Raw genomic sequence first — 13,876 nt, 5'->3', positions numbered from 1 at the left:
TTGGTATCCCTGCGGTAGTTGTCGTGGTCGTCGCTTTCCTGATTCTCTTCTCTAATGAGTTGGTGAAAGGGCTGGCATCGCGTTCGGCTGACGCCGTCTTCCGGCGTGGGAATGCCGTGAGGCACATCGGGGGCCGACAGCTGCGCCGTTATCGTCAGCGAGCTGAACAGTGGCATGCGAAGCATCCGCTGGGTTTCGATACCACCAACATCGACGTCCGTCGTATTTACGTTCCTCTGCAATCTGCTATGGGGACGGAACGCGCCGACATGAGCGAGACGCTACTCAATAGCACGCGCGTCGTTGTGCTGGGTGAACCTGGCGCCGGTAAGTCGCTGCTCCTGAAGACCGAATTCCTTCGGTGGCTGGAGAAGGGGGACGATACTCACATACCCGTGATCGTTGGTCTGCATAAATGCAATTTCTCCCGGGATGGCTTCCGGGATCTCATTGTTGCAGAGTTCAATCAAGCTGGTGTGGGTGGAGCCGCATCGCTTGTGGACAGAATGCTCTCCGCCGGCCACTTACAGGTATTCTTTGATGGTCTCGATGAAGTGGGTCGAGAAGATCGAGGGCGAATAGAGCTGGAGCTGCGAGAGTTTTCGCGGACTTACGCCGGATGCCCCATGATCGTGACTTGCCGCACTGCGGTGTACGACAGCCAGTTGAGTCCAGATTTTGACTTCGTGACACGGATTGCGGAGTTTGATGACGCATCGATGCGTCGACTTCTCAACAACTGGAACACGGCGGAAGATTCACTGAACGTCGACCGCGTCATTGCGTCGCTGCGGAGCAACCGGGATCTGATGCGGATCGCTCGGCGTCCGTTGCTTCTGACGATTATCGCTTATCTTCAGTCGGGCGATCGGGTGGAGGCGTTCGGTCCGCTGCCCAATTCTCGCGCCGGTTTCTATCGAGCAGCTATTGCTCACTTGCTGGATCGTGACAGGCAACTGGGTCGTAGCAGTGCAATATCGAACTATCACGGAAATCGTAAACTGCTGATTCTGCAACGTATTGCACTTGCCATGCACGAAGCTCCCATGGAGCGCGAGGACAGGCTTGCGATACCGGGTGTCAATGTCGAGTCGATCATCCGCGCGATGCTGCCTGATTTTGATTTAGGGAACGATCATGTCCTTCCTTTGATGGAGGAGATCGTTGACCGCAGTCAGGTGTTGCGGCCGTTGGATACGCTGAGGAGTCAGTATGGCTTTGCGCACCTGACGCTGCAAGAATTTCTCACCGCGCAGGCCCTCCATGACGTGCCGAGCAATCTGATGGGGAAGTATCACAGTGACCCGAATGCTTGGCGTGAAGTCGTCAAGTTTTGGTGTGCGGTTGCCAGCGTGGACTGCACGTCGCTGATTTCTTCGGTTTTTAGGGGTGGAGGCCTCGACGCCAAGATACTGGCGCTGGAGAGCCTTTCGGACACCACCTCCGTGGATGCGAACCTGGCGGAGGAAATTGTTGAATACTTCTTGGCGCGCTTGGACTTGGGCGGAAATGAAGGCGCAGCGATAGTCAACGCGCTCGGTGCGCTGGCCGCAAACAACACTCCACGTGGTAATGAAATCCTCGAACTACTGCACAGAATTTCATGGGAAGATCACTCCGAACGTCAAGCCGCGGCCATGCTTTCCTTGGCGGCATCGGATCGCCAGGAAGCGGCGTTGCATCTGGCGGTCCTTGAGGAGGACGGAGATCGCCGTGCGGGGGCTCGTGCCGCTCTGCGCTCCATGGGTGAGATCGCGATCCCGCAACTAGCGCTTTCTGCCCGGGGGCGGCAAGAGATCTGGGCCATCGATGCTTTGGGGAGGGTAGGTACTCCAGCAGCGGCCATCGAGTTGGCTTCTCTTCTGTGGACCGATTCGTCTGCGGCTCGCCGTGCGGCATGGCTGCTCTCCTCATTGATTCGGGTATCCGATGTGGAGGAGGCCTTGCGGGAGTGTACAGCATCCGAAATATCGCAGGTGTATGCCTGGATTTGGGACGGCAGCGAAAGATCGAAGTCGCTTCGACTGATTGCCGGGCGTATAGGGTTCCTGCTGGATGGTGGCCACCTGGAAGGGTGCGTTGACCACTTGGACGGCTGCGCGCCAAGTCCGCCCATCGCGGACGAGCCCATTGAAGTACGGATGATCGACCGCAGAATCGGCATCCCGATCGCTGCTCTCGGGATTGAGCGTCATCGGTACAACCAGGATTCCATCCCGAGGAATCTTCGCCAAGGGCGCGCTGGCTTCGACTCGCAGAATATGCATGGCTGGGTGAGTTCATTGGCCGGACAGGCCCGGCGGGATGAATTTGCTGAAATCTTCCGCAAGCACAGGCATCTTCCCAATATCTATCGCCGTCTGTCGCATCTGCTGCCGAGAGAGGTGGAAAGCCTGATAATCGCTCGTCTGGTCATGGCGAAAGACCCGGAATCTCCGCTGAGCAAGGATCTTTGGCAAGCTGCGTACACACATCCCCCTCGGCCCCCTGTTCGGCTGAGAAAAGTTCTCAAGTTCGCAACATTCGGCGTTCTGTTGGTGCTGTACGGTATAGCTGCTGTACGTGTACTCTCGATCACTACCGATTTCCCGCACCAAATGGGATGGGTCCCGTCGGTGAGGGACTCCTGGGCGGCCGCGGTGAGACTTGTGATCGGCGTGTTTCTTTTCTCTTCGGCCGTGCTCTTGGGTCTCGCTATCTGGGATCTAAGGTTGGACTATCGGTCGGAATCTATAGAGATAACCGCCTCCTTGGTGGGTATATTCTTCGTTCCTTCCTATCTGTTTCTGTCTCTTCAGCTTGCGATTGCCTGGGTGGGATCGAAAGCTGTCTTGGTGACCCTGACCGTGGCTCTGATATCTCTGTTGGCGGGCTATTGGAACGTGAGTCGAAAAGAGCGTGATCTCGCCAATCCTTTTCGGCCCATGCTTTCCGCGGAACTGGGCGATGATGGTCTGACACCTGCTTGGACGGGTCGCGCACAGTGAGATCTCGGGCTCCGGGACAGAACTCCCGCCTGCTGTAAGCGAGTTCAGTGTCCCGCGGGATGCGGGGCGCCGAGCCGCGCCAGTGACGTGGCGTCCTCCGTGTCCGGCTCGGCCGTACCGACCAGCAGGCACTGGCCGGGGGCGCTCTGGACGTCGAAGGTCTGGTACGTGAGCGTGATGCGGCCCACGGCCGGATGGTTGAAGGTCTTGGACCGGCGCCCCGGGCGGCTGACGCTGTGGTTGCCCCAGAGCGCGGTGAACTCCTTGCTGCTGCCGAGGAGTTCGGTGATGAGCGCGGTGAGTTCGGGGTCGTGCGGGTCGTGTCCCGTGGCCAGGCGCAGTGCCTCGGCCGAGCAGCGGGCCACGTGCTCCCAGTCGGCGAAGAGATCGCGGGCGGCGGGGTCCAGGAAGAGCGTGCGGACCATTCTGCGGGGGTCTCCGAGGGGCGCGAGGAGTGCGTCGGCCAGCGCGTTCGAGGCGAGGACCTCCAGGCGCCGGTTGATGACGTACGCCGCCGCCGTGGGGAACGCGTGCATCAGCCGGAGCAGCGCCGGGTCCACCTCGTCGGACGGCTCGGCGGAGACCGGCCTCGGGACCAGGCCGGCCAGCCGGTACGCGTGCCAGCGGGCGTCCATGTCGAGGTGCAGGGCGCGGGCGATGGCGTCGACCACCTGGCCGGAGGGGCTGCGTTCCCGGCCCTGCTCCAGCCGGGCGTAGTAGTCGGCGCTCACCCCGGCCAGGACGGCGACCTCCTCGCGGCGCAGCCCGGCCACCCGGCGCACCCCGGAACTGGGGAAACCCACCTCGGCGGGCGTCAGCCGGGAGCGCCGCGCCCGCAGGAACTCACCGAGCGCGTATCCGTCCGTACCGTCCATTCCGAAAGCGTACGGCGCCCCCGCTTCCTGGGAGTGGCGCACCCAGGAAGGCCCGTCCTGCCGCTTCGGCGCGATCCCGCCGATGCTCGCAGGGCGCGGTGGAGCACCGCCGCGCGGATCGGTTTCCGCTGCTGCGAAGGGCTCCCCATGACCACCACCGTCCCGTCCGACTCCCGTCCCGGCAAGGTCGTCCTCGTCACCGGCGCGAGCAGCGGTATCGGCGAGGCCACGGCCCGGCTGCTGGCCGCGGCCGGGCATCGAGTGGTGCTCGGCGCCCGGCGCGCCGACCGCCTCGCAGCCGTCGCCGAGGAGATCCGGGCGGACGGGGGCACGGCCGACCACCACGAGTTGGACGTGACCGACCTGGAGAGCGTGCGCTCCTTCGTCGAGGCCGCGCGGGAGTCCTACGGCCGTGTCGACGTCCTGGTGAACAACGCGGGCGTGATGCCGCTGGCGCTGCTGGAGGCGCTGAAGGTCGACGAGTGGAACCGCATGATCGACGTCAACATCCGCGGGGTGCTGCACGGCATCGCCGCAGTGCTGCCCGTGATGCGTGAACAGGGCGCCGGGCACATCGTGAACGTGGCCTCCGTCGCCGGACACCGCGTCGACCCCACCGCGGCCGTCTACTGCGCCACCAAGTTCGCCGTCCGGGCCCTCTCCGAAGGGCTCCGCCAGGAGAGCCGCGACCTGCGCGTCACCGTGGTCAGCCCCGGCCTCACCCGCAGCGAACTGACCGACGGCATCAGCGACTTGGGCATGCGCGCGGTCGCCGAGGACATGATGGCCGTCGCGATCCCCGCCGCCGCGATCGGCGAGGCGATCGTCTACGCCGTCAACCAGCCCGCCGAGGTCGACGTCAACGAGATCGTCGTACGGCCGACGGCGCAGAGCTGAAGTCCCGCGAGGTTCAAGGGAGTTGGCTGGCGGTCGCGGACGGTGGCGGGTAACTCGGGTGCGGGGAGGCCGGGAGCGGGGCCAGTGTCGCGGTGTCGTCGGCGGTGAATTGGGTGTCCTGGTCCACGATCAGTTGAAGGTGATCTGGACCCACGGGATGTTCCGCTCGGAGGCGGTGAGTACGGCCTGGAGCGCCCGCACGCACGGGTGCTTGCCGTCGGGCACCCGTGCGTGCGGGGTCAACGTGCGCTGATTCCCGGCGAGTTGGGTCGCGGTGACCGCGGAGGGTTCCGTCGTGGTCCCGGGGGTCGACCCGGTCGGCGTCGCGTCGTTCGCGCCGTTCGTGTCACGGGCCATCTGCGTCCCGCAGCCGTGGTGTTGACTCCGGCACATCGAGCACCGGCGTCAAGTACGGGGATCGATATAGGGAGTTCAGTGTGCCGCGACCCACTCCGCCACCGTCGTGACGTCCGCCTGCATCGGGAACACCTTCCCCGTGAGGACCCGTTGTACCTCGGGGTCGTTGTCGAGGCAGCCGTCGGACAGGACGGTGAGGGTGAAGTCCAGGTCGGAGGCCTGGCGGAGTGTCGACAGGACGACACCGCTGGTGGCGATGCCCGTCAGGACCAGGTGGTCGATGTCACCCGCTCGCAGCACCATGTCGAGGTCGCTGCCGGCGAACGCGCTGACGCGGCGCTTGGTGACGAGGATGTCGCCGGGCTCGGGGGCCACGTCCGGGTGGATCTCATTGGCCTGGGCGGCGGCGGCCGGCAGCTGGACGCCCGCGAGCCTGCCGAACATCTTGTTGCGCGTGCTGACCTCGGGGGCGCCGGGGCGGAAGCCGACGGTCACGTAGATCACGGGGACGCCGTCCGTGCGGGCCGTGTCGATCGCCTTGCGCAGGCGCGGCAGATAGGCAGGGTCGGGGTAGCGGTCGACGATGACGCGCTGGACGTCCATGACGAGAAGGGCTTGCTTGGACACCGTTGTCCTTTCGGACGGGAGGGGAGGACGCACGTGAGGGGGCGCGCCTGAGTGAGCGCGACTGGGTGGGGCGGGCTAAGTCATCACGTGATTACTTGCTTAACGTAACCATGCCCTGTAGTCATGTCAACGAGTGATTACTTGACCTGCCCGAGGAGGCTGCCGGTGGAGACGAGTGAGGCCGACGGACCCCGGCGGCGGGACGCGGCGGCGACCCGGCAGGCGCTCCTGGAGGCCGCGAGCAGCCGGTTCACCCGGCTCGGGTACGACCGCACGACCCTGCGGGACGTGGCCGCCGACGTCGGGGTCAACCTGGCGCTCATCAAGCGGTACTTCGACTCGAAGGAAGGGCTCTTCAAGGCGGCCCTGGCGTCGACTCCCCGGTTTCTGGGGCGCGATGAGCACTTCCCGCAGGACCGCGAAGGCCTCGCCGAGGCACTCAGTCACCAACTCTCCGCAGGTGCCTGGCCGGAGTTCGGCGAACACCCCGTGCTGATGCTGCTGCGCGGTTCCGGCGACGAGCGCGTGGACGCGCTGCGCCGGAAGGCCCTCGACGAGTTCGGCCGCCAGATCCTCGCGGCGTCCGGCGGGGGACCGGCGGGGGAGGACGACGAGGAACGGCTGCTGCGCGCGCAGCTCCTGGTCGCGCTCGGCGTAGGCGTCGCCGTCGTACGGTCCGCCGTAGGTCTGCGGCCCCTGCGTGACGCGACCGCCGGTCAACTCGCCGCGCCCCTGCGGGAGATCGTCGACGCGCTGCTGACGCCCCCTGCCGACGACCGCTGAACTCCCGTGCCGGAGGCCGTCGCGGGACAGTGGGGTCGGCGGGGTCGGCGGGCGGCTCGTGGAGGCGGTGCTCGGCCGGGCCCGGGAACTCGGTCTCCCGCGCGGACACCTATCCGTGACCCATCAGGAGGGTGCCGTACCGCATCCGTATGGGGTGTTGAGGCGTCTTGACTGATATGGACGTCCCTGTGAAGTTCGAGAAACCGGCCGCGCAGCCCGCGCCGCAGTCGCCCGAGGGGTGTCTCGTCGTCGCGATCCGTGTTCCCGTGCGGATCGTCGTGCTTGTGCTGGTCGTGCCGGTGCGGGTGGTGTGGGACGCGCTGGTGGTCGGCGGGCGGTTCCTGTGGCGGACCGTGCTGCGACCGGTGGGGCGGGCGTTGCTCGTGTGGCCGTTGGTGGCGCTGTGGCGGTATGTCGTCGTGCCCGGCGCCAAGGTGGTCGGGTGGCTCGTGAACACGCTTCTCCTGGTGCCTCTGGTCTGGCTGTACCGGTATGTGCTGACCCCGGTCGGGCACGCCCTCGGCTGGAGCGCCCGGCAGATCGGGAGCGGCCTGGCGTGGGTGTACGCGCGCGTGCTCACTCCCGTCGGGCACGCGTGCGTGTGGGTCGTCAACGGGGTGGCCGCAGGCTTGGCCTGGCTCGGGCGGTATCTGCTCGTCGTACCCGCCGGGTGGCTGTACGCCTGGGTGCTCGCCCCGGTCGGGCGCGCGGTCGCCTGGTGCGGGCGGGGGCTGCTGTGGCTGGCCAAGGGTGTCGGTACCGGTGTGGGTGTCGTCCTGTACTGGACGGCCCGGATCCTGCTCGTACTGCCCGCGATCGCGCTCTGGCGCTGGGTCCTGGCACCGGTCGGGCGCGTCCTCGCCGTCGTGGGACGGGAGGTCTGGGACGCCCTCGGGCACGCCTGGCGCGTCGCCGGGCACATCTCGCTCGCCGTGGGGCGGGCCCTCGCGACCCTCTTCCGGTGGATCTTCGTGGCGCCGGTGAGCTGGGTGTACCGGACCGTCCTCACCCCGGTCGGACACGTCGTACGGGACCTGGTGCTGCGGCCCGCCGCCGAGGCCGCGCGTGCCGTGGGCCGCGTCACCCGGCAGGCGCTGACCGCCGCGCGCGAGTCCGCCCGGCAGGCGCGGGCCGACTTCCGGCGCATGGTCTTCGGCGAGCCCCGGCAGCCGCGGCCGGTGGAACGACGGGAACCGATGGGCGACGACACACGTACTCTTGGTAGAAGTACGACCGTTCTCACGAAGGACTAGGACACTGGGCAAGCGACAGCCCGAAGGCCCGCCGCCCGCACCCGCGGTGCAGCGCATCCGACTGTGCTACACCAAGCGCGGCCGCCTCCGGTTCACCAGCCACCGTGACTTCCAGCGCGCCTTCGAGCGTGCGCTGCGCCGCGCCGAGGTGCCGATGGCGTACTCGGCCGGGTTCACACCGCACCCCAAGGTGTCGTACGCCAATGCCGCACCCACCGGCACGGGCAGTGAGGCGGAATACCTGGAGATCGCGCTCACCGCCGAGCGCGACCCCGACAAGCTGCGCGAGCTGCTCGACGAGTCGATGCCCGTCGGGCTCGACATCGTCGACGCGGTCGAGGCCCGTACCTCCGGGCTCGCCGACCGGCTCACGGCTTCCGTGTGGGAGCTGCGGCTGGACGGGGTGGCTCCCGAGGACGTCGAGCGCGCGGTGGCCGCGTTCAACGCGGCCGAGACCGTCGAGGTCCAGCGCATGGCCAAGAACGGCATGCGCACGTTCGACGCCCGTTCGGCCGTAGCGAGCCTTGAAGCCGTTTCCGAGACGCACAGTCCCCAGGCTGATAGGCCTACCGACCAGGCCTGTGCGATACTGCGGCTGGTTGTTCGGCACGTGACGCCTGCCGTTCGACCCGACGACGTCCTGTCCGGTCTTCGCGCCGTGGCCGACCTGGCGCCGCCGGTCGCCGCAGCGGTGACCAGGCTGGCGCAGGGGCTGTTCGATGAAGAGACCGGCACGGTGACCGACCCGCTCGCGCCCGACCGCGAGGCAGCAGTGACCGGGAATCCCACGGTCGCCGAAGCTGCCGCCGCGAAGGCGCCGGCGTAGGGAAGTTCCGCGTAGGACGGACGTCGTAGCGCAGCCCTCGGACTCGGGAGCCACCTGGGTCGGGCAGCGCACCGACCACAAGACTTTCGCCAGGCCGTCCGCAACTGGGCGTACGGAACCGGCGAGACAGGACACAGAGAGCTCCCGTGCGGCGCCCGCGCCCCGGACGGCGGCACCGCGCAACGCGCGAGCCGCGGACGTCACCGGCATCCAAGCCGGACCAGGCGCGGCGCCCGGGAGCCTGACGGGAGAAACGCCCGCATGCTCGAACCGACCGAACCCATCGAGGGTTCCGAACCGAACACCCCCAGCGACACGCTGCCGCCGCGCCGCAGGCGCCGCGCCGCGTCCCGCCCGGCGGGACCGCCGACCGCCCCCGAGGGCGCGGTCGAAAGCAGCGCTCCGGCCATACCGGCCGAGGTGAGCGACGAGAAGAACGACACCGACGGGATCGACGAGAGCGTCGTCGAGGTCACCGCGGTGACCCCCGAGGCGCCCGTCGTCGTAGCAGCCGTGGAGGCCGTGGAAGAGGGCGCGCCCGCGGGGCGTACGCGCCGTCGTGCGACCCGGCGGGTGTCCGCGCCCGCCGGTGCGCCCGAGGCGAGTGCGGTGGCCGAGGCGGCCGAGATCGTGGTGCCGGCCGTTGCCGTTGCCGCGCCTGAAGAGACCACCGTGGCGGAAGAGGCCGCGCCCGCCGCGCCTGTCGTGTCCGACGAGGACGCGGCTCCGCGCCGGACCCGCCGTCGTGCCACGCGCAAGGTGACCGCGCCCGAGGCCGTTGCTCCCGAGGTCGTCGTGGAGCAGGCCGAGGCGCCTGCCGCACCGGCCGTCGTCGAGGAAGCCGCAGCTGAGGAAGCCGTGGCTGTTGAGGCCCCGGCGGAGGAGGCGGCGCCCGCGGGGCGTACGCGCCGTCGTGCGACCCGGCGCGCCTCCGCGCCCGCCGGTGCGCCGCAGGCCGTCGAGAACACCGAAGTGGCTGACGCCGCCGAAGAGACTGAAGCGAGCGCAGCGCCCGCTGCCGCCGCTGTGACTGAAGTGACCGAAGGTGCCGCGCCCGCCGCGTCCGACGAGGATGCCGCGCCGCGCAGGAGCCGTCGTCGCGCCACGCGCCGTGTGTCCGCGCCTGCCGGGACGCCCGTGGGCGAGGAGGCCCCTGTGAACGACGAGACCACCGCGGACGCCGCGGAGCCGAACACCACCGCCGACGCTCCCGCCGAGGACTCCGGGCCGCGTCGTCGGCGCCGGGTCGTGCGGACCGCGGCCGGCGGGTTCTCCGCGCCCGCGCCCAAGAACGGCAACGCGGCTGAAGAGGACGAGGGGCAGCGTCGGCCCGCACGGCCCGCCGTGGCCGTGTTCCGCGCGCCCGTCTTCACCGAGCCGATGTTCCAGACGCCGGAGCGGGCCGCAGCCGCCGCTGCCGAGGCGGTGGAGGACGACGAGGAAGAGGTCGTCGTCGCCGAGCCCGTGGCCGTGGAAGTGGTCGAGGAAGAGACCGGTGGCCGTCGTCGGCGTCGTCGCCGGGGTGCCGCCTTCGAGGCCGAGCCCGTCGCCGCCGCCGTCGTCGAGACCGTCGTGGTCGAGGAGGAGCCGGAGGAGGCCGACGAGGCCGCCGAGGACTCCGCCGACGGTGACGAGACCGAGGAGACCGGTTCGCGCCGCCGCCGTCGCCGTGGCGGCCGTCGCCGTCGCCGTGGGGAGTCCGCCACCGGTGAGGACGAGGCCGAGGACGGCGAGGAGTACGCCGCCGAGCAGGCCGCCGAAGACGCCGAGGACACCGCCGAGCAGGTCGAGGAGGACGCCGAGGAGGCGGACGACGACCAGGGCGGCTCCGGATCGAGCAGCAGCCGTCGCCGGCGCCGTCGGCGTCGTCGCGCCGGTGACTCGGGCGGCGAGAGCGAGCCGGTCTCGTCCTCGGACGACCCCGAGCGCACCGTCGTCAAGGTCCGCGAACCGCGCGCCAAGAAGGACGAGCACCCCAGCGACGAGGTGCAGTCCATCAAGGGCTCGACGCGTCTCGAAGCCAAGAAGCAGCGCCGCCGCGAAGGCCGCGAGCAGGGCCGCCGACGCGTCCCGATCATCACCGAGGCGGAGTTCCTCGCCCGCCGCGAGGCCGTCGAGCGTGTGATGGTCGTCCGGCAGAGCGGTGAGCGCACGCAGATCGGCGTCCTGGAGGACGGCGTGCTCGTCGAGCACTACGTCAACAAGGAGCAGTCGACCTCGTACGTCGGCAACGTCTACCTGGGCAAGGTCCAGAACGTGCTGCCCTCCATGGAGGCCGCGTTCATCGACATCGGCAAGGGACGCAACGCCGTCCTCTACGCCGGTGAGGTCAACTTCGAGGCCCTCGGCATGGCCAACGGGCCGCGCCGCATCGAGTCCGCCCTCAAGTCCGGCCAGTCGGTCCTCGTGCAGGTCACCAAGGACCCGATCGGCCACAAGGGCGCGCGTCTGACCAGCCAGGTCTCCCTCCCCGGGCGCTACCTCGTGTACGTCCCCGAGGGCTCGATGACCGGCATCAGCCGCAAGCTGCCCGACACCGAGCGGGCCCGGCTGAAGACCATCCTCAAGAAGATCGTCCCCGAGGACGCGGGCGTCATCGTGCGCACCGCCGCCGAGGGCGCGAGCGAGGACGAGCTGAGCCGCGACGTCGAACGCCTCCAGGCGCAGTGGGAGGACATCCAGAAGAAGTCGAGGAGCGGCGGCAGCTCGAACGCCCCGACGCTGCTGTACGGCGAGCCGGACATGACCGTCCGCGTCGTGCGCGACATCTTCAACGAGGACTTCACCAAGGTCATCGTCAGCGGTGACGAGGCGTGGGACACCATCCACGGCTACGTCTCGCACGTCGCCCCCGACCTCGCCGACCGGCTGTCCAAGTGGACGTCCGAGGTCGACGTCTTCGCGACGTACCGCATCGACGAGCAGCTGATGAAGGCGCTGGACCGCAAGGTCTGGCTGCCGAGCGGCGGTTCGCTGGTCATCGACAAGACCGAAGCGATGATCGTGATCGACGTCAACACCGGCAAGTTCACCGGTCAGGGCGGCAACCTCGAAGAGACCGTGACCAGGAACAACCTGGAGGCGGCCGAGGAGATCGTGCGCCAGCTGCGGCTGCGCGACCTGGGCGGCATCGTCGTCATCGACTTCATCGACATGGTCCTGGAGTCCAACCGGGACCTCGTCCTGCGGCGGCTCCTGGAGTGCCTGGGCCGCGACCGTACGAAGCACCAGGTGGCCGAGGTCACCTCGCTGGGCCTCGTGCAGATGACCCGCAAGCGCGTCGGACAGGGCCTCCTTGAGTCCTTCTCCGAGACCTGCGTCCACTGCAACGGCCGCGGTGTCATCGTGCACATGGAGCAGCCGACCTCGGTCGGTGGCGGCGGCAAGCGCAAGCGGCGCGGGCGTGGTGGCGACGGGAGCGGGCAGGACGCCCACGACACGCACGACGGCCACGAGACGCATGACCACGACCACGACTCCGACGAGGTCGAGACCGAGGCGGAGGTGGCGGCCGAGGTCGCCATGCCGGTGCCGTTCGCGGAGAGCGAGTTCCGGCCGGACGAGGACCTGTACAGCAGCGCCGCCGAGGCGGAGGCCGCGGCCACCCGTGGCGGGCGTTCGCGGCGCCGGACGAGCCGACGGGCATCGGCTCCGGCCGGTGCGCCCAGGGCGGAGTCCCGTGAGTCGCGGCAGCCGCGCGAGGTCCACGAGGCGCGCGAGGAGGCCGAGCCGGTGTCCGTCGCGCAGGCCGCGCCCGTCGCCGTGGAGGACCCGGTCGTCGAGGCGCCGGTCGTCGAGGAGACCCCGGCCCCCGTGGCCGAGACTCCCGCGGTCGAGGCCCCGGTTGCTCCGGTTGTCGACGACGCCGCGCCCAAGGGGCGTACGCGCCGTCGTGCGACCCGTAAGGCGACCGCGCCCGCCGGGTCTCCGGCGGGGTCCGAGGAGGCCGCCGTCGTGACGGTCACCGAGGCCGCCGCGCCGGTCGTCGTCGAGGCGCCCGCCCCGGCTCCGGCCGCTGTCGAGCAGCCCGAGGCGCCCGCCGAGAGCGCGGCCCCGGCCCGCCCGAGGCGTCGTGCCGTGCGCAAGGCGACCGCGCCCACCGCGTCCGAGGAGGCGGCCGTGACGGTCGTACCGTCGGCCGTGGTGGAGGAAGCGCCGGTCGCCGAGGCCGCGACCGAGGTTGCCGCCGATGCCGAGGCCGACGCTCCGGCCAAGAAGACGGCCGCGCGCAAGGCCGCCAAGAAGGCCCCGGCGAAGAAGGCGGTCGCCAAGAAGGCGGCGGCCACCAAGACCGCGGCCAAGAAGACGGCCGCGAAGAAGACGACGGCCAAGAAGGCCGCCAAGACCACGTCGAAGAAGACCGCGGCGGCGGAGCAGACGAGCCCGTCCTCGGTCACCGCCTCCACCGACGAGGACTGAACCCCGGGCGGGTGCGGCCGGTCCGTGTGACCGGCCGCACTCCCCACGGGCCCGGTTTGACCCGTTCGGCCGTGGCCCCGTAACCTTGACTGTCGGCGTGTCCACTGGTGACACGCCACATCCCCGTAAACCTCTTCCTCCCGGGTGCGTTCCACCGGGAGAGGCCGTCTGCCTTGCAGGGCGGCTGGACTGCGGGGGTGCCGTTCCCGAGCGAGAGAGTGAGATCCGCGTGTACGCCATCGTGCGCAGCGGTGGTCGCCAGCACAAGGTTGCTGTCGGCGACATCGTTGAGGTTGACAAGATTTCCACTGCCAAGGTTGGCGACACCGTAGAGCTCTCTACGCTGCTCGTTGTCGACGGCGACGCTGTGACCAGCGACCCGTGGGTCCTGGCCGGCATCAAGGTCCAGGCCGAGGTCGTGGACCACCACAAGGGCGTCAAGATCGACATCCTTCGCTACAAGAACAAGACCGGTTACCGCCGTCGTCAGGGCCACCGCCAGCAGTACACGGCGATCAAGGTCACTGAGATCCCCGCGGCTGCGAAGTAAGGGACTGAGGAGAGATGGCACACAAGAAGGGCGCATCGTCCACCCGGAACGGTCGCGACTCCAATGCCCAGCGGCTCGGCGTGAAGCGCTTCGGCGGTCAGGTCGTCAACGCGGGTGAGATCCTGGTCCGCCAGCGTGGCACCCACTTCCACCCCGGTTCGGGCGTCGGCCGTGGCGGCGACGACACGCTGTTCGCGCTGAACGCCGGTGCGGTGGAGTTCGGTACCCACCGTGGCCGCAAGGTCGTGAACATCGTTCCGGTCGCCTGACACATCAGGTAGCCGACTCAGGTGACTGATTCG

Annotated in this window: 11 protein-coding genes; 8 read left to right on the top strand and 3 right to left on the bottom strand. The window is 68.8% G+C overall.

Going from position 1 to position 13,876, the window contains the following annotated elements:
• Positions 1–23: 23 nt before the first annotated feature.
• A complete protein-coding gene (locus ACWIHT_RS33695; RefSeq protein ID WP_456172102.1) occupies positions 24–2,987 on the top strand; it encodes an NACHT domain-containing protein in 2,964 nt (987 codons plus the stop codon).
• Positions 2,988–3,031: 44 nt separating this feature from the next.
• Here ACWIHT_RS33695 and ACWIHT_RS33690 read toward each other — a convergent pair whose 3' ends face one another.
• Positions 3,032–3,862 carry a helix-turn-helix transcriptional regulator gene (locus ACWIHT_RS33690; RefSeq protein WP_456172101.1) on the bottom strand — a complete coding sequence of 277 codons (831 nt, stop codon included), beginning with the start codon at positions 3,860–3,862 and terminating at the stop codon, positions 3,032–3,034.
• A 147-nt stretch (positions 3,863–4,009) separates the two neighbouring features.
• Between ACWIHT_RS33690 and ACWIHT_RS33685 the strand changes: the two genes are divergently transcribed.
• A complete protein-coding gene (locus ACWIHT_RS33685; protein WP_456172100.1) occupies positions 4,010–4,759 on the top strand; it encodes an SDR family oxidoreductase in 750 nt (249 codons plus the stop codon).
• A gap of 129 nt (positions 4,760–4,888) precedes the next feature.
• On the opposite strand, the gene ACWIHT_RS33680 is transcribed toward ACWIHT_RS33685, so the two are convergent.
• Together ACWIHT_RS33680 and ACWIHT_RS33675 are read right to left on the bottom strand one after the other, a co-directional pair.
• Positions 4,889–5,116, bottom strand: a complete 228-nt coding sequence (locus ACWIHT_RS33680) for a hypothetical protein (RefSeq protein WP_456172099.1) — start codon at positions 5,114–5,116, stop codon at positions 4,889–4,891.
• A gap of 75 nt (positions 5,117–5,191) precedes the next feature.
• On the bottom strand, positions 5,192–5,743 hold the full coding sequence (locus ACWIHT_RS33675) for a cysteine hydrolase family protein (protein WP_456172098.1): 552 nt from the start codon (positions 5,741–5,743) through the stop codon (positions 5,192–5,194).
• 165 nt (positions 5,744–5,908) lie between these two features.
• Here ACWIHT_RS33675 and ACWIHT_RS33670 point away from each other — a divergent pair, with 165 nt between their 5' ends.
• From ACWIHT_RS33670 to rpmA, 6 genes are all read left to right on the top strand, one after another.
• The gene (locus ACWIHT_RS33670; protein ID WP_456172097.1) at positions 5,909–6,526 is read left to right on the top strand and encodes a TetR/AcrR family transcriptional regulator; all 618 of its coding nucleotides are present in this window, start codon (positions 5,909–5,911) and stop codon (positions 6,524–6,526) included.
• A 176-nt stretch (positions 6,527–6,702) separates the two neighbouring features.
• Positions 6,703–7,779, top strand: coding sequence for a hypothetical protein (locus ACWIHT_RS33665; protein ID WP_456172096.1), 1,077 nt, complete (start codon positions 6,703–6,705; stop codon positions 7,777–7,779).
• 46 nt (positions 7,780–7,825) lie between these two features.
• Positions 7,826–8,605 (top strand): TIGR03936 family radical SAM-associated protein, encoded by a 780-nt coding sequence (locus ACWIHT_RS33660; RefSeq protein WP_456172095.1) that lies wholly within the window; start codon positions 7,826–7,828, stop codon positions 8,603–8,605.
• A 261-nt stretch (positions 8,606–8,866) separates the two neighbouring features.
• A complete protein-coding gene (locus ACWIHT_RS33655; protein WP_456172094.1) occupies positions 8,867–13,024 on the top strand; it encodes an Rne/Rng family ribonuclease in 4,158 nt (1,385 codons plus the stop codon).
• A gap of 229 nt (positions 13,025–13,253) precedes the next feature.
• Positions 13,254–13,574 carry a 50S ribosomal protein L21 gene (rplU, locus tag ACWIHT_RS33650; protein WP_007381993.1) on the top strand — a complete coding sequence of 107 codons (321 nt, stop codon included), beginning with the start codon at positions 13,254–13,256 and terminating at the stop codon, positions 13,572–13,574.
• A gap of 14 nt (positions 13,575–13,588) precedes the next feature.
• Entirely contained in the window at positions 13,589–13,843 is a 255-nt protein-coding gene (gene rpmA, locus ACWIHT_RS33645; protein ID WP_019063244.1) for a 50S ribosomal protein L27, read from the top strand.
• Positions 13,844–13,876: the final 33 nt, after the last annotated feature.

This window comes from Streptomyces sp. NPDC002276 (assembly GCF_053891435.1).
Note: the sequence above shows the minus strand (reverse complement) of the source record. Positions and strands in the feature narration are given on the sequence as shown.